The sequence below is a fragment of the Enterobacter vonholyi genome (assembly GCF_040834095.1).
Lineage (GTDB): Bacteria > Pseudomonadota > Gammaproteobacteria > Enterobacterales > Enterobacteriaceae > Enterobacter > Enterobacter vonholyi.
On sequence record NZ_CP162152.1, the window covers coordinates 2,814,579 to 2,831,546 of the forward strand.

General features: G+C 56.2%; 12 protein-coding genes and 2 tRNA genes. 8 read left to right on the forward strand and 6 right to left on the reverse strand.

The window, feature by feature from the left end; genetic code table 11:
- Positions 1-45: 45 nt before the first annotated feature.
- Both AB3N39_RS13305 and AB3N39_RS13310 read right to left on the reverse strand, forming a co-directional pair.
- Entirely contained in the window at positions 46-2,739 is a 2,694-nt protein-coding gene (locus AB3N39_RS13305; RefSeq protein ID WP_133294747.1) for a cation-transporting P-type ATPase, read from the reverse strand.
- Between the two features lie 47 nt (positions 2,740-2,786).
- A complete protein-coding gene (locus AB3N39_RS13310; RefSeq protein ID WP_111966056.1) occupies positions 2,787-3,218 on the reverse strand; it encodes a universal stress protein in 432 nt (143 codons plus the stop codon).
- Positions 3,219-3,614: 396 nt separating this feature from the next.
- Here AB3N39_RS13310 and AB3N39_RS13315 point away from each other — a divergent pair, with 396 nt between their 5' ends.
- The 3 genes from AB3N39_RS13315 to AB3N39_RS13325 are packed head-to-tail and all read left to right on the forward strand — an operon-like array spanning position 3,615 to position 8,724.
- Positions 3,615-4,700, forward strand: a complete 1,086-nt coding sequence (locus AB3N39_RS13315) for an efflux RND transporter periplasmic adaptor subunit (protein ID WP_172621916.1) — start codon at positions 3,615-3,617, stop codon at positions 4,698-4,700.
- Positions 4,700-7,762: an efflux RND transporter permease subunit gene (locus AB3N39_RS13320; protein WP_367896783.1), complete on the forward strand. Its 3,063-nt coding sequence runs from the start codon at positions 4,700-4,702 to the stop codon at positions 7,760-7,762. Before AB3N39_RS13315 ends, AB3N39_RS13320 begins: the two co-directional genes overlap by 1 nt.
- Positions 7,759-8,724: an acyltransferase gene (locus AB3N39_RS13325; protein WP_136195830.1), complete on the forward strand. Its 966-nt coding sequence runs from the start codon at positions 7,759-7,761 to the stop codon at positions 8,722-8,724. Before AB3N39_RS13320 ends, AB3N39_RS13325 begins: the two co-directional genes overlap by 4 nt.
- Here AB3N39_RS13325 and pagP read toward each other — a convergent pair.
- Positions 8,721-9,296 carry a lipid IV(A) palmitoyltransferase PagP gene (gene pagP / locus AB3N39_RS13330; RefSeq protein ID WP_045403108.1) on the reverse strand — a complete coding sequence of 192 codons (576 nt, stop codon included), beginning with the start codon at positions 9,294-9,296 and terminating at the stop codon, positions 8,721-8,723. The genes AB3N39_RS13325 and pagP overlap by 4 nt on opposite strands.
- 254 nt (positions 9,297-9,550) lie before the next feature.
- On the opposite strand from pagP, the gene shiA reads away from it, so the two are divergent.
- The 3 genes from shiA (at position 9,551) to AB3N39_RS13345 (ending at position 14,177) form a co-directional block, all read left to right on the forward strand.
- On the forward strand, positions 9,551-10,864 hold the full coding sequence (gene shiA, locus AB3N39_RS13335; RefSeq protein WP_111966060.1) for a shikimate transporter: 1,314 nt from the start codon (positions 9,551-9,553) through the stop codon (positions 10,862-10,864).
- Positions 10,865-10,937: 73 nt separating this feature from the next.
- A complete protein-coding gene (locus AB3N39_RS13340) occupies positions 10,938-12,392 on the forward strand; it encodes an AMP nucleosidase (RefSeq protein ID WP_111966061.1) in 1,455 nt (484 codons plus the stop codon).
- An 18-nt stretch (positions 12,393-12,410) separates the two neighbouring features.
- Positions 12,411-14,177 carry an aminopeptidase P family protein gene (locus AB3N39_RS13345; RefSeq protein ID WP_367896784.1) on the forward strand — a complete coding sequence of 589 codons (1,767 nt, stop codon included), beginning with the start codon at positions 12,411-12,413 and terminating at the stop codon, positions 14,175-14,177.
- 142 nt (positions 14,178-14,319) lie between these two features.
- Here AB3N39_RS13345 and AB3N39_RS13350 read toward each other — a convergent pair.
- Positions 14,320-14,395: transfer RNA gene (locus AB3N39_RS13350), tRNA-Asn, on the reverse strand.
- A 103-nt stretch (positions 14,396-14,498) separates the two neighbouring features.
- Positions 14,499-15,953 carry a multidrug efflux MATE transporter EmmdR gene (gene emmdR, locus AB3N39_RS13355; RefSeq protein WP_367896785.1) on the reverse strand — a complete coding sequence of 485 codons (1,455 nt, stop codon included), beginning with the start codon at positions 15,951-15,953 and terminating at the stop codon, positions 14,499-14,501.
- 161 nt (positions 15,954-16,114) lie between these two features.
- On the opposite strand from emmdR, the gene AB3N39_RS13360 reads away from it, so the two are divergent.
- Positions 16,115-16,190, forward strand: a tRNA-Asn gene (locus tag AB3N39_RS13360).
- A 53-nt stretch (positions 16,191-16,243) separates the two neighbouring features.
- Entirely contained in the window at positions 16,244-16,579 is a 336-nt protein-coding gene (locus AB3N39_RS13365) for a gamma-glutamylcyclotransferase family protein (protein ID WP_367896786.1), read from the forward strand.
- A gap of 46 nt (positions 16,580-16,625) precedes the next feature.
- On the opposite strand, the gene AB3N39_RS13370 is transcribed toward AB3N39_RS13365, so the two are convergent.
- Positions 16,626-16,961, reverse strand: a complete 336-nt coding sequence (locus AB3N39_RS13370) for a DUF496 family protein (RefSeq protein WP_008499467.1) — start codon at positions 16,959-16,961, stop codon at positions 16,626-16,628.
- Between the last annotated feature and the right edge of the window lie 7 nt (positions 16,962-16,968).

The window sequence follows — 16,968 nt, forward strand, 5'->3', positions numbered from 1 at the left end:
AAAAGAGAAAGCCCGGGCTCAGGCAGGCTTTCTCAGTTTACGCTATTACGCTTCGGTTTTGCGCCACCTGCGCGTCAGCACTTTCTCCGCCTCGACAATAAGGAACATCACAAAACCAATCAGCAAGGTGATGACCCAGTAGCGGAACGGCAGCGCTTCGGTGCCAAACAGCATCTGCATGAACGGTGCGTAAATGATAAGAAGCTGTAGCGCCAGCAGTACGCCGCTCACGATCCAAATCCCTTTATTCGCCAGCAGGCCTTTGCTCAGCGAGAAGCCATCATTAACGCGGCAGTTAAGCATGTAGAACCACTGCGCAGTCACCAGGGTTTGCAGCAGCACGGTGCGGATAAATTCCGCCGAATAGCCGCGCGGCTGTAGCCACGCTTCCAGCACGAAGGCGCTAATGGCAATCATCAGACCGACAAACACCACGCGCCAGATGGCATAGCCATCCATCACATGCAGATTCGCCTTACGCGGTGGGCGGTTCATGATGTCCTTCTCACCCGCTTCAAACGCCAGGCCAAACGACAGCGTTGCCGACGTCGCCATGTTCATCCACAGGATCAGGACCGGGGTCAGCGGGATCAGGTTTCCCGCCAGCAGCGCGATGATGATCAGCAGGGCCTGCGCAATGTTGCTCGGGATAACGAACAGAATCGTTTTTTTCAGGTTATCGTAAACCCGACGACCCTCGTGCACCGCACTGGCAATGGTGGCAAAGTTGTCATCCGTTAACACCATGTCGGCGGCTTCCTTGGTGACTTCCGTCCCCTTAATCCCCATGGCGATACCCACATCCGCCCGCTTGAGCGCCGGGGCATCATTTACGCCATCCCCGGTCATGCCCACCACTTCCTGTTTACTTTGCAGGGCCTGCACGAGGCGGAATTTATCCTCCGGGCTGGTTCGGGCGAAAATATCGTACTGTTGCGCGGCGTCGCTCAGCTGACGATCGTCCATTGCCTCCAGCTCGCGTCCGGTGATAGCGCTTGCGGCGTTACCAATCCCCAACATTTGCCCGATGCTCATGGCCGTTTGCGGGTGGTCGCCGGTGATCATTTTCACGCGGATCCCGGCCTGCAGACAGTCGGCAATCGCGGTAATGGCCTCCGGACGCGGCGGATCCATCATTCCTGCAATACCCAGCAGGATCACGCCATCATGGAGGTCCGGGTGATCCAGCTCGCGCTGCCCCTCGCGGGCAGGTTTCCAGGCCGCAGCTACCATACGCAACCCTTCCCGGGCATACTCTTCAATCTTTCCTTCCCAGTAAGGCTGATCGAAAGGCTGCAGTCCGTCATTCGTCTGCTGGTACTGGCAGAGGCGGAACAGGACGTCCGGCGCGCCGGTGATTAAAATCGCCTCTTCTTCGCCCAGCCGGTACAGGGTGGACATGTATTTATACTGCGAATCAAACGGGATTTTACTGCGCATTTCGGTATCAAGCGGTGGAAGCGGAATTTTCGCCGCCAGCACCTTCAGCGCGCCCTCGGTCGGACCGCCGGTGATTTTCCACAGCCCCTGCTCGTCTTTGATCAGCTGGCTGTCATTGCAAAGGTCGATTGTACGCAGGTAGCGTTCCAGCAGGGAACCCTGCGTCACGCTGACGGGCGTCGGGTCATCTACGGGGTGAATATTCCCCACCGGTTCGTAGCTGTCGCCCTCCACGCGATAGGTCGTGTCAGCGGTAATCACCGCTTTGACCGTCATTTCATTCATCGTCAGGGTGCCGGTTTTATCCGAGCAGATGACCGTCATCGCACCCAGCGTTTCCACCGTAGGCAGCTTGCGAATGATGGCCTTGCGTCGCGCCATGGCCTGTACGCCAAGCGAAAGGATGATGGAAATGATGGCCGGCAGGCCTTCCGGCACGGCGGCAACGGCGAGGCTGATAAGCGACAGCACCAGTTCAGAAACCGGCATATCCCGGAACAGGAGGCTAAAGACAAACAGCGCCACCATCATCACCAGGATAGTAATAAAGATGGTTTTACCGAGCTTATCCATCTGCACCATCAGCGGCGTGCGGTGCTTTTCAATGTCGGACATCATCTGATTGATGTGGCCAAGCTCGGTCTCGCCCCCGGTTGCCACCACCACGCCTTTACCGCCGCCGGAGCTAACGGTGGTGCCTGAGTAGAGCAGATTATACCGGTCACCTAACGGCAGTTCCCCGCTTAACGCATCGCTGTTTTTCTCAACAACGGTGGATTCGCCGGTCAGGATGGCCTCCTCCACGCGAAGGTTATGCGCTTCAATCACGCGCAGGTCCGCAGGGATACGATCCCCGGCACGGATCACCACGATATCTCCCGGCACCAGCGCCGTGGTGGGGATCGTTTCATGATTCCCCTGTCGTACCACCACGGCTTCGCTGGAGAGCATATTGCGAATGCTCTGCAACGATTTTTCAGCATTGCTCTCCTGGATATGGCCAATCAGCGCGTTAATGATGGCAACCCCAAGGATCACAAACATGTCTACCCAGTGGCCCATGAAGAGCTTAAGCAACGCGGCCACCAGCAGAACGTAAATTAATACATCGTTAAAATGCGCCAGGAAGCGCAGCCAGGCGGGTTTGCCCTTTTTTTGCGGCAACGCATTCTCACCATGCTGCTGAAGTCGGGCTGATGCCTCAGTGCCGCTAAGTCCTTCCAGAGTGGAGTGGATATTCGACAGGGTTTCGTCAACGGTTTGTTGATAATACGGACGTTCAGGTTTTCCTGTTTTCATCGTTCCTTCCTCAGGTTCTATTCAGAAATCACCTTGCTTTCATGTAATTAACGAATAACGAAAACAGGAACATGGGCGTAACGGACAATACTTGCCGCCTCCGAACCTAACAAATGGGTTTGAATATTGGGATTTCGAGAGCCGACAATAATCGCGCCAGCAGCAAGTTCATCCGCCAGCTTAATAACCTCATCACGAACATTTCCGCTACGAACATGGAGATGAACACGATCTTCCGGCAGATTCAATTTTTTGACCAGGTCAGACAGTTTTTCTTTCGAATTATTAATCATATATTCATCCATCTTGCGCGCATCTGAAATAAAACCGCGCGTCAGTTCGGCTGAAAATTTGGGCATGACGTGCAGTAAATGAATGTCACCCGATGCGCTTTGCGCCAGAAACTGTGCATGCTGCAACGCTTTATCCGCCAGGCTTGTCTCGTAGACATCCACCGGAACGAGAATGTTTTTATACATATCGAGCATCCTTTTTATAACCAACACGAGAGTGAATGAAGCAAAAAAACGCATTAAATGCAGGGGGTTGCCCTTAATGCCAGTTACGGTAAAAAGAGATGGATGATATTAAACGTAGCACAGGAATATCAGGTTTAGCGCTTGCCCACTGATAATGGTTATTTAACATTTATCTTTTCGCAGACTATGCTCATAGTCAGCCACCGCTTCCGGCTCATGGAGGAATTTATGTATGGTTTAAGCCTGATCCGCCTGGGTATGTTTATCGCGCTTGCTATTATCGCCAGCACGGCGATTGGTTTATTTACCTATATGGTCGTCACTGTTCTGGCTGAATAGTGTCACCCCTGTCCAGGTTATGGAATAAATAAAACAGTTATTTATTAGGGGAATACAGTGAACCGCTACCTCTCTCTTTTACCGTTCGTTTTGTTAACGCTCACGGCGTGCGACCCGAAACCCAAGCAAGCATCCCCCCTGCCCAGGATGGTAAAAGTGGCGGAGGTGACGGTTCCCGGTCACGCCCAGCAGCGCGTTTTCCCCGCCCGCATTGAATCGGGCGATGCCACAGACCTTTCCTTCAAGCGCGCAGGCCAAATTGAAGCGCTCGATGTGCGTCAGGGCGCAGTCATCAAGCAGGGTCAACAGCTTGCAAGATTGAATGCCCGTGAAGCCCAGCAACGGGTTAATGACAGACAAACGGCGGCGACGCTGGCCCAGAGGCAATTCGATCGCTTCCAGACGCTGGCGGGCCGCCAGGCGATTTCGAAAGCAGAAATGGACGTGCAGCGCGCGAACCGCGATTCGGCGAATGCGGCGCTACAAATTGCCCGAGAAGAGCTGAATCAGATGACGCTCGTCGCCCCCTTCAGCGGGACGGTGGCCAGCGTACATGTCCGAAACCATCAGGTGGTGTCAGCCGGTCAGCCCATCGCGACGTTAACCCGCACCGACCTGCTGGACGTTGTGTTTAGTATTCCTGAGAACCTGTTTAAGACCTTTGATATTCGCAACGCGCAGTATCGCCCCGTGGTGAGAATTAACGCCATTCCGGATCGGGAATTTACCGCCGTCTACAAAGAGCACTCGGGCAGCAGCGACAGCAATACCCTGACCTGGCAGGTGATACTGACCATGCCGCGACCAGATGATTTTCCCGCCGTCGGTGGCGTAAGCGGTACTGTGACCATCAATTTAACCAACCTCCCTGCTGGCGCAGGCGCTCAGGCGCTGGTCGTACCGGTTGAGGCCGTCTTTAATCCAGACAACAGCCCGCGCAATGAGCCGCACGTCTGGGTCGTGGCAGGAGAAGGCGACGCGCTCCATCTTGAAGACCGCAAGGTCAGCGTAGGTCAAGTGAGTAGCGAAGGCGTAACGATCGTCAGCGGACTTAAAGCGGGCGAACGCGTGGTTGCCGCAGGCGTTGGGGAACTCCATGCTAACCAGCCGGTGCGTATCTGGACGCGTGAACGGGGACTGTAATGGATATTTCTCGTCAATTTATAAATAACCCCGTACGCGTCTGGCTAACGATTCTGCTGCTGGGCATCGGGGGTATTTTCGCCCTGTTAAATATCGGCAGGCTGGAAGACCCCGCTTTTACCATCAAAACCGCAGTGGTGGTCACCCACTACCCCGGCGCATCCGCTCAGCAGGTTGAAGAAGAGGTGACGCTTCCGCTGGAGAATGCCCTTCAGCAGCTGCCTTATCTGGACAACGTGAGCTCTATCTCTTCAAACGGTCTGTCGCAAATCACCGTTAACATCGCGTCACGCTATCACTCGAACGAACTGCCGCAGATTTGGGATGAACTGCGCCGCCGCGTGGGCGATGCCTCGCGTCAGTTCCCGCCCGGCGTCGTCACGCCCTTTGTAAATGACGATTTCGGCGACGTATTCGGCTTCTTCTTCGCCATTTCCGGGGATGAATTCAGTAATCCTGAACTGGTGAGATATGCGGAACAGCTGCGCCGCGAGTTAATTCTGGTTCCCGGGGTTGCGAAGGTCGCCATCGGCGGGGCCATTAGCCAGCAGGTCAACATCGATATCTCTCTGACCAAAATGGCCGCGCGCGGCATTACGCTGAACCAGCTTTCCGCTCTGCTCAGCAGACTTAACGTCGTTTCCAGCGCCGGAGAAATCACCTCCGGCAGCGAATCCATTCGTCTGCACCCGACCGGTGAATTCGAGAATCTTGATGAACTGGCGGATCTCATCATCACGCCTTCCGGCACCGGGGCGGCGACGCGTCTGCGGGACATCGCCACGCTGTCGCGCGGGCTAAACGAATCGCCGGCCAGTATCTACCATGCCAACGGTAAAAAAGCCGTCACCATGGGCGTCTCGTTTATTCCCGGCGTGAATGTGATCGACGTGGGCCACGCGCTGGAGGCGAAGCTAAACCAGATGTCGGCGGAAAAACCGGCAGGCATACAGATAGACCTGTTTTACGATCAGGCAGCCGAAGTGGGCCACTCTGTTAACGGTTTTATTATTAACTTCCTGATGGCGCTGGCGATCGTCATCGGCGTGCTGTTGATCTTTATGGGGGTGCGCAGCGGGATAATCATCGCGGTTTCTCTGGCCCTTAACGTGCTGGGTACGCTGCTGATTATGTATCTGTGTGGCATTGAGCTGCAGCGGATCTCGCTCGGGGCGCTGATTATCGCCCTCAGCATGCTGGTGGATAACGCCATCGTGATTGTCGAAGGGGTGTTGATTGCCCGGCAGCAGGGCTCACCGCTGTTAACCGCCGTTAATAATATTATCCGCCGCTCCGCCCTGCCGCTGCTGGGGGCGACGGTGATCGCCATCCTGGCGTTTGCGCCTATCGGGCTGTCGCAGGATTCCACCGGGGAATACTGTAAATCTCTTTTCCAGGTGCTGCTGATTTCCCTGATGCTGAGCTGGTTCTCGGCGCTCACCCTCACCCCGGTGCTGATTAAGTGGTGGTTGTTTAAAAACGACAGCGCGCCGGACAACGCCGACGAGTCAGATCCTTACGACAAACGTCTCTACCGCCTCTACCAGCGCCTGCTTAACACGCTGCTGCACCATAAGGCACCGACGCTGGTAGTGATGGCCGCCCTGCTGGCCGCGTCTGTCTGGGGGTTTGGCGCGGTGCGGCAAAACTTTTTCCCGTCGTCCAATACGCCGATTTTCTTTGTCGACCTGTGGTTACCCTACGGGACCGATATCAAATGGACCGAGAAAATGACCGGCGATATTGAGAAAACCATCACGGGCCAGCCCGGCGTGGAAACCACCGTCTCTACCATCGGTCAGGGGAGCATGCGCTTTATTCTGACCTACAGCGGACAGCGGCAGTACAGCAACTACGCGCAGATCATGGTGCGCATGGATGACCAGCGCAACATCGCCGCTCTGACGCGCTACGTGGATGAGTACATCGCGCGAAACTATCCGCAGGTCAACGCCAGCACCAAACGGGTGATGTTTGGCCCCTCCGGCGACAGCGCCATTGAAGTGCGTATTAAAGGCCCGGATCCTGACAGGCTGCGCCTGATTGCCAGCCAGGTGGACGATATTCTGGCGCGCGACCCGGCCACGGGCAGCGTCCGAAACGACTGGCAAAACCGCAGCAAAGTGATCCGTCCGCAGTACGTCGCCGCGCTGGGACGCGAGCTTGGCGTGGATAAGCAGGACGTCGACAACGCGCTGGAAATGAATTTCTCCGGCAGCCGGGCGGGGTTGTATCGGGAAGGCAGCGACCTGCTGCCCGTGGTGGTGAGGCCCCCGGAAAGTGAAAGGCTGGATGCCAGCCACCTGAACAACGTGCTGGTGTGGAGCCAGGCGCGGCAGCAGTATATCCCGCTGAGTAACGTCGTCAGCAGCTTCTCGCTGGAGTGGGAAGATCCGCTCATCCTTCGACGCGACCGCTCGCGGGTACTGACGGTTCAGACGGACCCGGACCCGCTTAGCCAGCAAACCTCCGGCGATATTCTCGCCCGCGTCAAGCCGCAAGTGGATGCCCTTACCCTGCCACACGGCTACAGCATCGAGTGGGGAGGCGATGCGGAAAACTCCAGCGAAGCGCAGCAAGGACTATTCACAACGCTGCCCCTCGGGTATCTGGTGATGTTTGTCATTACGGTGCTGATGTTCAGCTCTGTAAAAAAAGCCGTCGCAATCTGGCTGACCGTACCGCTTGCGCTGATTGGCGTCACGCCAGGATTTTTAATTACCGGCATTCCCTTTGGCTTTATGGCGCTGATAGGTCTGCTGAGCCTGAGCGGAATGCTCATCCGCAACGGCATCGTGCTGGTGGAAGAGATTGAACAGCAGAAAATGCAAAAGGATCAGCACAGCGCGATCGTTTATGCCGCCACCTCGCGCCTGCGCCCTATCCTGCTCACCGCGTTCACTACCGTACTTGGCCTGGCTCCGCTACTGCTGGATGTTTTCTTCCAGAGCATGGCCGTTGTGATTATGTTTGGACTGGGGTTTGCTACAATCCTGACGCTGCTGGTACTCCCCGTGATCTACGCGTGTTTCCATCGTAAGGACGAAGCCAAACAACAATGAATGCGACAGGGCTGAACATTATCAAGACGCTGGGCTGTATGACGGCGGTGACCTTCTTTACCATCTACAACACCTGGGATCATTATGATTATGACTATCACTGGATCCTGGGGTTTTTAACCTTTATCTCGACCATCGCCACGCCGCTGTTTTTTGTGGTGTCGGGCTATCTCGACGGACAATCCCGGCACGGCACGCGCTGGCAGCTGGGTAAAATTAAAAGTCTGGTGATTGTTTTTCTGTTCTGGATAACGATCTACTACCTGTGGGAGCCTTATCAGCGCGGGTATTTAATCCAGCCCTGGTTCGTGTTCGCCTTTGTCGTGATTTACACCTTCCACCCGGTGGTGGAGTGGCTTAGCCAGCGGAGATCGCTGTTCTGCGGCGCGATTGCTGCCCTGCTGTTCTTTTCCTACGGATACGATCTGTTATCGGCGCTTTATCCTGAAACGCACGTCCTTTCTCTTTCACCGCAGTATCGGCTGTGGACGTGGCTGCTGTTTTATCTGACGGGGCAACTTTTCTGCGACCCTAAAATCGCCGAGTGGATAAGCCGCAAAAATGTAGTCAGGGCGGCGGTTATCGCCATCCCGTTTATCTATCTTTTCACCTGGTTTTACGAGCGCCACTTCTTTTTTGCCCTGTTTAAGGCCGACAGAAACGCCTTTATTCTCACCGGCTCGCAGATCTACATCCTGATTATTGCCCTGGTGATTGCGGCGAACGGCGTGCGCTTTCGCCGCAATGCTGAATTCAAGGAGTCCATTCTTGCCGCCATCAGCAAAACGATGACCGGCGTGTATATTGTGCACTACTCGGTGTTTCATCTGCTGACGGCGCTGATACCGGTGACCTCTCTCGGAATGAAGCTGGCGCTAATTGTGCTTACGTTCGTCACCTCTGTTCTCTTTTCCATGCTGGTATTGTCTAACGCCGTGGCAAAAAAGGTGATCACCCTTTAAAAGCCTAAGCGCAGCCAGGCAAAAAGCACGTTGCCGTTGTTATAGGTTCCAGGAATATAGGTGAACTGGACGGTAACGCGCTTGTAGCCGGCAGAGAACAGCGGGAAAATGAACGGTAGCGGTACATAGTTTGCAAAATCATCTCGCGCCGTGATGCCCGCTGCAGCACCGAGCCCAAGGCGGAAATCTTTGGCATTATCCAGATACCAGCCCTTCTCCCAGCCATAGCCCATCGCGGGCTGCCATTCGTTGTGCGAGTCCTTGAACATCATCGCGAAAAGCGCGCTCCAGTTGCCCTCTTCGTTATAGCGGGAAACGCCCAGGCCACCGCCCCACGGCATTTCGTTGTACTTATCGGTTTTTTCTTTGTCGTACATAAAGCGAGCGTGCCAGCTCAGAAACGGCAGGTACAGATCGTAACGTTGAGGCTGCTCCCAGGTTTGCGAAATATCGTCCGTCAGCGCGTTCCACCAGCCGCTGATACGCTGTTCACCATAGACGTTGGGCTCCGCATGAAGCGGTGCGACGAATAAAAACAGAATCATCCAGAATGCCGAAAAGGTGCGTTGCATCATTATTCCCTCAGCTTAACTCACGCGGCGGTCACTATTACTGTAAACCATTCAGCCTGTAACGGAGCCAGAAGACACAATTATCTCGCTGCAGGCGAAGATGAAATTTATTTATTCAGCACCTTCAGGAAAGATAAAAACGTTTTCTCGGGCGTTTTGTCGCGGTAGTCTCATAGGTTCCGTTTATATGACGGCGCAATGTGAGTGACCTTTTCTTATACCAATAATTAAAAATTAGTACGGACAGGACAACTATGGACTCCACCCTCATCTCCGATCGTCCCAACGAGGAGACCCCTTCGCTCAATCGTGCCCGCCGCGCCGCACTCGGCAGCTTCGCGGGTGCCGTCGTCGACTGGTATGATTTTCTGCTTTACGGCATTACCGCCGCGCTGGTGTTTAACCGCGAATTCTTCCCCCAGGTCAGCCCTGCGATGGGCACGCTCGCCGCGTTTGCCACCTTCGGCGTTGGCTTTCTGTTTCGTCCGCTGGGGGGTGTGATCTTCGGCCACTTCGGCGACCGTCTCGGCCGCAAGCGCATGCTGATGCTCACCGTCTGGATGATGGGGATCGCCACCGCGCTGATTGGCATTCTCCCTTCGTTTTCCGCCATTGGCTGGTGGGCACCGGTGCTGCTGGTGACATTACGCGCCATTCAGGGCTTTGCCGTTGGCGGCGAATGGGGCGGCGCGGCGCTGCTATCCGTTGAGAGCGCGCCAAAAAATAAGAAAGCGTTTTACAGCAGCGGCGTGCAGGTCGGGTACGGCGTAGGGCTGTTGCTTTCCACAGGGCTGGTGTCGTTAATCAGCCAGCTCACCACCGACGAGCAGTTCCTGAGCTGGGGCTGGCGCATTCCGTTCATCTTCAGCATCGTGCTGGTCATTGCCGCGCTTTGGATCCGTAACGGAATGGAGGAGTCGGCAGAGTTCGAAAAGCAGCAGGAAAAACCGGCCGCTAACAGAAGACTTCCTGTCATGGAAGCCCTTGTCCGGCACCCTGGCGCTTTTCTGAAAATTATCGCCCTGCGCCTGTGCGAGCTGCTGACGATGTATATCGTCACCGCCTTTGCCCTGAACTACTCGACGCAGAATCTCGGCCTGCCCCGTGAACTGTTCCTGAATATTGGCCTGCTGGTCGGCGGGATCAGCTGCCTGACTATCCCCTGCTTCGCCTGGCTGGCTGACCGGTTTGGTCGCCGTCGCGTTTACATCACCGGCGCGCTGATTGGAACCCTCAGCGCCTGGCCGTTCTTTATGGCGCTGGAGGCGCAGTCTGTTTTCTGGATTGTTTTCTTTGCCATCATGCTCGCTAACATCGCTCACGATATGGTGGTCTGCGTGCAGCAGCCGATGTTTACCGAGCTGTTCGGCGCCAGCTACCGCTACAGCGGCGCGGGCGTGGGCTACCAGGTCGCAAGCGTGGTTGGCGGCGGGTTTACGCCGTTTATTGCCGCTGCGCTGGTGACCTTCTCCGGCGGCAACTGGCACAGCGTGGCGATTTATCTTCTGGCCGGTTGCCTGCTGTCGGCGGCAACGGCGCTGCTGATGAAAGAGACGAGCCACCGCTGATCTCACTTTTGTTTCACAGGCGTGTGACATACTATCGGGTAGAGTCGCACACCTGTGGAACAAGGAGACAGAGATGAATAATAAGGGCTCCAGCCTGACCCCGGCTCAGGCGCTGGAAAAACTCGACGCGCTGTATGAACAGTCCGTCAACGCGCTGCGCAGCGCCATTAGCGAATATATCGAAACAGGGAAACTCCCCGACCAAAAGGCCAGAACCGAGGGCCTTTTTGTTTATCCATCGCTCTCTGTGACCTGGGACGGCAGCGCCAGCAGTAATCCCAAAACCCGCGCCTACGCGCGCTTTACCCACTCCGGCTGCTACAGCACCACCGTCACCCGCCCTGCGCTGTTCCGCCCGTATCTTGAAGAACAGCTTACGCTGTTGTATCAGGATTACGGCGCGCACATTTCCGTTGAGCCCTCGCAGCATGAGATCCCTTATCCGTACGTGATTGACGGTTCGGCGTTAACTCTTGACCGCTCCATGAGCGCGGGGCTGACCCGCCACTTCCCGACCACCGAGCTTTCGCAGATTGGCGATGAAACGGCAGACGGGATTTATCACCCGGCCGAATTTTCTCCTCTGTCGCACTTTGACGCCCGCCGGGTCGATTTCTCCCTGGCGCGCCTGCGCCACTACACCGGTACGCCAGTCGAACATTTCCAGCCGTTCGTGCTCTTTACCAACTACACCCGCTACGTTGATGAGTTTGTCCGATGGGGCTGCAGCCAGATCCTCGACCCTGAAAGCCCGTATATCGCGCTCTCCTGCGCGGGTGGGATCTGGATCACCGCGGAGACCGAAGCGCCCGAGCAGGCTATCTCCGATCTGGCGTGGAAAAAACACCAGATGCCCGCCTGGCACCTTATCACCGCCGACGGTCAGGGCATTACGCTGATCAACATCGGCGTCGGCCCGTCAAACGCCAAAACCATCTGTGACCATCTGGCGGTACTGCGCCCGGACGTGTGGCTGATGATTGGTCACTGCGGCGGCCTGCGTGAAAGCCAGCTGATTGGCGACTACGTGCTGGCCCACGCCTATCTGCGTGATGATCACGTGCTTGATGCCGTGCTGCCGCCGGATATCCCAATCCCGAGCATCGCCGAAGTGCAGCGCGCGCTGTACGACGCCACCAAAGAGGTGAGCGGCATGCCGGGTGAAGAGGTCAAACAGCGCCTGCGCACCGGTACGGTCGTCACGACGGATGATCGCAACTGGGAGCTGCGTTACTCAGCCTCCGCGCTGCGCTTCAACCTGAGCCGCGCGGTGGCGATCGATATGGAGAGCGCCACCATCGCCGCGCAGGGATATCGCTTCCGCGTTCCGTACGGCACGCTGCTGTGCGTTTCCGATAAGCCGCTGCACGGCGAAATTAAGCTGCCCGGCCAGGCCAACCGTTTCTATGAAGGGGCTATCTCAGAGCATCTGCAAATCGGCATTCGCGCCATCGACCTGCTTCGGGCGGAAGGTGACAGACTGCATTCGCGCAAGCTGCGCACCTTCAACGAGCCGCCGTTCCGCTAATAACGATAAGGAAAAACAATGTCCAGCACATCACCGCTCTCTGCCCTGCGCCACTGGCTTGAGGCCAGCCATCTCGACGGGATGATCGTCCCGCGCGCGGATGCATGGCAGAGCGAATACTGCGCGCCGTACGACGAAAAGCTGGCCTGGCTGACGGGCTTTGACGGCTCTGCCGGCGTCGCGCTGGTACTGAAGGATAAAGCGCTGCTGTTCGTTGACGGGCGCTATCAGGTCCAGGCCCGCGTTCAGGTGAATCTGGACGAGATTGAAATTCACCACCTGCACAACGAGCCGCTGGCAGACTGGCTGACGGCAAACGTCGAGGCGGGCACTCGCATCGGTTTTGACCCAATGCTGATGACGAATACCGAGTTTACGCAGCTGTCTGCCACACAGTGCGCGCTCGTGCCGCTGAACGCGTCACCGTTTGACGCCTTATGGACCGATCGCCCTGCCGCACCGGCGGGGCTTATCCGTGAAATGCCGGTTGCGATAAGCGGTGAAAGCAGCGAAGACAAACGTCAGCGCGTTGCCGCCGTGCTGGCTGCAAACCATGCCGATTATCTCGCCGTTACCCTGCCGGATAATATCGCCTGGCTGTTAAACGTTCGTGGCGCGGATATCCCATACTGCCCGGTACCGCTCTCCTTTGCCCTTCTTGGACGTGACGGTCACGTTGAGTGGTTTGTTAACGACAACAAGCTCGGCGCCCTGCCTGAATACGTCCGCAGTGCGTTCACCATTGCGCCACAGAAGGCCTTTTTCGAACGCTGCCAGCAGATTGCTGAAGGCAAACGGGTGATGGTGGATGCCGATTCCGCGCCGGTTGCCCTGCGCTTCGCCATTGAACCACGGGGGGAGATTGTCTGGCGGACCGACCCCATCACCCTGATGAAAGCCACTAAAAACCCGGTAGAACTGGCAGGCTATCGCGATTGTCATTACCAGGACGGTGCCGCGTGGGTCAACTTCCTCGCCTGGCTGAGCCGCGAAGTGCCGCTTCGCGAGGCGGCAGGAAATCCGCTAACAGAGCTGGAAGTCCAGGCGCAGCAGCTGGCGTTCCGCAAACAGCAGCCGGGGTTTATCGAGCAGAGTTTTGCGACCATCTCCGCGTCTTCGAGCAATGCGGCGATGTGCCACTATCATTCGAGCGAGGCCAGCAATAAGCCTATCGGCCATGACCATTTTTACCTGAACGATTCCGGCGTTCAGTACGCTAATGGCACCACTGACGCCACGCGCACGCTGGCATGGGGTAAAGTCGCCCCGGAGCAGCGCCTGCACTACACCGCCGTGCTGAGAGGCTTCCTGTCGCTGATTACCCTGCAGTTCCCTTCCGGGACTCAGGGACATCAGCTGGATGCGTTTGCGCGTCGCCCGCTGTGGGAGATGGGGCTGGATTACGATCACGGTACGGGGCACGGCGTGGGGCACCAGCTGCTGATCCATGAGAACCCGCATCGCATCGCCAAAAAGGTCAACCCGTGGCCGCTGGTGGCGGGAAATATCATGACTATCGAGCCGGGCTACTATCTGGGCGATAGCCACGGTATTCGTATTGAAAACCAGGTGGAGGTTGTGGAGAGCCGACCGGGATTCTGCAGGTTTGAATCTCTGACGCTGATCCCTATTGATTTAAGCCAGGTCGAGCTGGAACTGTTGAGCGAGCAGGAAAAGCAGTGGCTGGATGCGTATCACCAGCAGGTGCGTGAGGCGCTGTCACCGCTGGTGAACGGCGATGCGCGTTCGTGGCTGGAAGAGGCGACAGCACCGGTTCGCGTGTAATTTCGTGCGGTCTGGTGCCCTCACTCCACCCCTCTCCCACGGGAGAGGGAGTTAACACTAAAAACGGCAACCTGGTTGCCGTTTTGCATTTACCTTGCGCAGAAAAGCAAAAAGCCTGCTTCAAAAGCAGGCTTTTCAAATTTGGCTCCTCTGACTGGACTCGAACCAGTGACATACGGATTAACAGTCCGCCGTTCTACCGACTGAACTACAGAGGAATCGTGTGAACGGGGCGCATATTATCGATGCTCCCCCGGGATGTCAAAGGCAGAATGCATATTTCCGATCGTTTGCCGAATTATTCTCCACTTCGCGCAATTGTCAGGCATTTTTCCGCGGATATTTCCACAGCCAGCGCCCGCTGACCATCCGCCAGTAGAACAGCGCCCCACGTACGGCCCAGTCGAGGAACATCCCCAGCCAGACGCCGACCACTCCCCATCCGAGCATTACCCCGAGCGTATACCCCGCCACAACGCGACATCCCCACATGCCGAGCATCGAAACCCACATCGCAAAGCGGGCGTCGCGCGCCCCCTTCAGCCCGGCGGGCAATACCCATGAGGCCGCCCAGATGGGCATAAAGGCCGCGTTGAGCCAGATGAGGATCTTAACGACCTCTTTAACGTCGTCTTCGTGGGTATAAAACGAGGCCATCAGCCCGGCAAAGGGCGCAGTTCCCCAAGCGATCAGCGTCAGTCCAATGGTCGACAGCCAGAAAACATGCCGCAGCTGCCGCTCCGCCTGGCCTATCTGCCCTTTCCCGAGCCGTTTACCGGTGATGATGGTCGATGCCGACCCCAGCGCGTTACCCGGCAGGTTAATCAGCGAGGCGATGGAAAAAGCGATAAAGTTACCGGCGATCACGTCGGTGCCCATCCCGGCGACAAACATCTGCGTCAGCAATTTCCCGCCGTTAAACAGCACAGATTCAATGCTCGCAGGAATACCGATCCCCATCACTTCCCAGATAATGGCGAAATTAAAGGGGCGGAAATAGCTTTTCAGCGTGAGGCGCAGCGAGGGGGTGATCCCCGCCATCAGTACCCCGATGATGGCTGCCGCACCGATATAGCGTGAAATGGTTAAACCCAGTCCGGCACCGACGAAGCCCAGTCCGTCCCACGAGAACACGCCGTAGATCAGCACGCTGCTGATAATGATATTGAGGATATTCATCCCGCCGTTGATCAGTAGCGGAATTTTGGTGTTGCCCGCCCCGCGCAGCGCGCCGCTGCCAATAAGGGCAATGGCCGCTGCCGGATAGCTTATGACGGTCATCTCCAGGTAGGTCAGCGCCAGGTCTTTAACCTCGTTCGTGGCCTCCCCGGCGACAAAGTCGATAATCTCTTTACCAAAATAGTGGATCACCGCCGCCAGGACGATCGAAAAAATGGTCATGATCATCAGCGACTGGCGGGCCGCCTCGCGTGCACGTTTGGGATCCAGCTTGCCGAGGCTAAAGGCCACCACCACCGTCGTCCCGAGGTCTATGGCGGCAAAGAACGAGATCACCACCATGTTAAAGCTGTCCGCCAGCCCAACCCCAGCCATCGCCTCTTTACCCAGCCAGCTCACCAGAAAGGTGCTCAGAACCCCCATCAGCAGAACGCAGGTATTTTCCAGGAAGATAGGCACAGCAAGAGGGGTGATTTCACGCCAGAACAGGACACGATAGCTTTTACGTTTTGCATACCATGGCGTGCGCGTTATCGCCTGGTGTAAGGAGGCAGTGACGTTCAAAATGGACCTTAGCGAGAAAAGTTGAAACTCCATTTCAAATGATGGGGGACAAATGCTAATCCTGCAAAGTATTTTCCAGAAAAAGATGTGTGGATTTACAACAAACTGACGACAGAATCAGCAATCGGTCGATTTTCCCTAAGATCAGGTTTGACAAAACTTTTTTCGCCGCTAAGATAAGCCTCCACAACGATTCCTCTGTAGTTCAGTCGGTAGAACGGCGGACTGTTAATCCGTATGTCACTGGTTCGAGTCCAGTCAGAGGAGCCAAATTTAAAAAGCCTGCTTTTAAAGCAGGCTTTTTGCTTTGCGGATGAGGGAAAATGAACGCTCTGTTTGTCTACGGCACGCTGCGCCCGGGCCATTCTAATGCGCATATTCTTGAGAACATCGGCGGCGAATGGCTGGCCGGTTCCGTATCCGGCACGTTTTACGAACGCGGCTGGGGCGCTGCGGCGGACTTCCCGGGGATCGTGCTCCGCCCTGATGGTCCCCGCGTCGAAGGCTATCTGTTTATCTCTGATAACCTTGCCGCACACTGGCAAATGCTGGATGAATTTGAAGACGGCTATGACCGGGTTGAGGTCACCGTGACCACCTCTGAAGGCAAGCAGGTTCAGGCCTGGATTTATCAGCTGCAGCCGCGTTCTGAGTTATAAAAAAAGCTCTCTGTCACCAGAGAGCCTTTTTCACGATTCGCTGCGATTACTCGCTTTTTGCTTCGCCGTTTTTGATTTCGCCCATCACTTTCAGCTTCTTGGAGATGTCGCGACGCTCTTTGGACAGCTCTGCGTTTTTGATGATGTAGTCATCAACGCGGTCTTCATAGTCGCTCTTCATGCTGGCGATGATGCCCTGGATAGCTTCAACGCTCATGCCTGGCTTGATGTAGTCGCTCAGGTTGTCGAGCAGCAGAACACGTTTCTGGTTGTCACGGATCTTCTTCTCAACGTCCTGGATTTCACGCTGCAGTTTGTTTTTGCGGCGGAACAGGCGGACGAATTCCAGAACATCCTGGAACGAAGGCTTGGTAGTTTCCATTTTTACA

Excerpts from the sequence above, each read along its gene's own strand:
- AB3N39_RS13370 (WP_008499467.1), bottom strand. The coding sequence starts at position 16,961 with ATGGAAACTACCAAGCCTTCGTTCCAGGATGTTCTGGAATTCGTCCGC.
- AB3N39_RS13310 (WP_111966056.1), bottom strand. The coding sequence starts at position 3,218 with ATGTATAAAAACATTCTCGTTCCGGTGGATGTCTACGAGACAAGCCTG.
- shiA (WP_111966060.1), top strand. The coding sequence starts at position 9,551 with ATGGACTCCACCCTCATCTCCGATCGTCCCAACGAGGAGACCCCTTCG.
- AB3N39_RS13345 (WP_367896784.1), top strand. The coding sequence starts at position 12,411 with ATGTCCAGCACATCACCGCTCTCTGCCCTGCGCCACTGGCTTGAGGCC.
- AB3N39_RS13305 (WP_133294747.1), bottom strand. The coding sequence starts at position 2,739 with ATGAAAACAGGAAAACCTGAACGTCCGTATTATCAACAAACCGTTGAC.
- AB3N39_RS13320 (WP_367896783.1), top strand. The coding sequence starts at position 4,700 with ATGGATATTTCTCGTCAATTTATAAATAACCCCGTACGCGTCTGGCTA.
- pagP (WP_045403108.1), bottom strand. The coding sequence starts at position 9,296 with ATGCAACGCACCTTTTCGGCATTCTGGATGATTCTGTTTTTATTCGTC.
- AB3N39_RS13340 (WP_111966061.1), top strand. The coding sequence starts at position 10,938 with ATGAATAATAAGGGCTCCAGCCTGACCCCGGCTCAGGCGCTGGAAAAA.
- AB3N39_RS13325 (WP_136195830.1), top strand. The coding sequence starts at position 7,759 with ATGAATGCGACAGGGCTGAACATTATCAAGACGCTGGGCTGTATGACG.
- emmdR (WP_367896785.1), bottom strand. The coding sequence starts at position 15,953 with ATGGAGTTTCAACTTTTCTCGCTAAGGTCCATTTTGAACGTCACTGCC.
- AB3N39_RS13365 (WP_367896786.1), top strand. The coding sequence starts at position 16,244 with ATGAACGCTCTGTTTGTCTACGGCACGCTGCGCCCGGGCCATTCTAAT.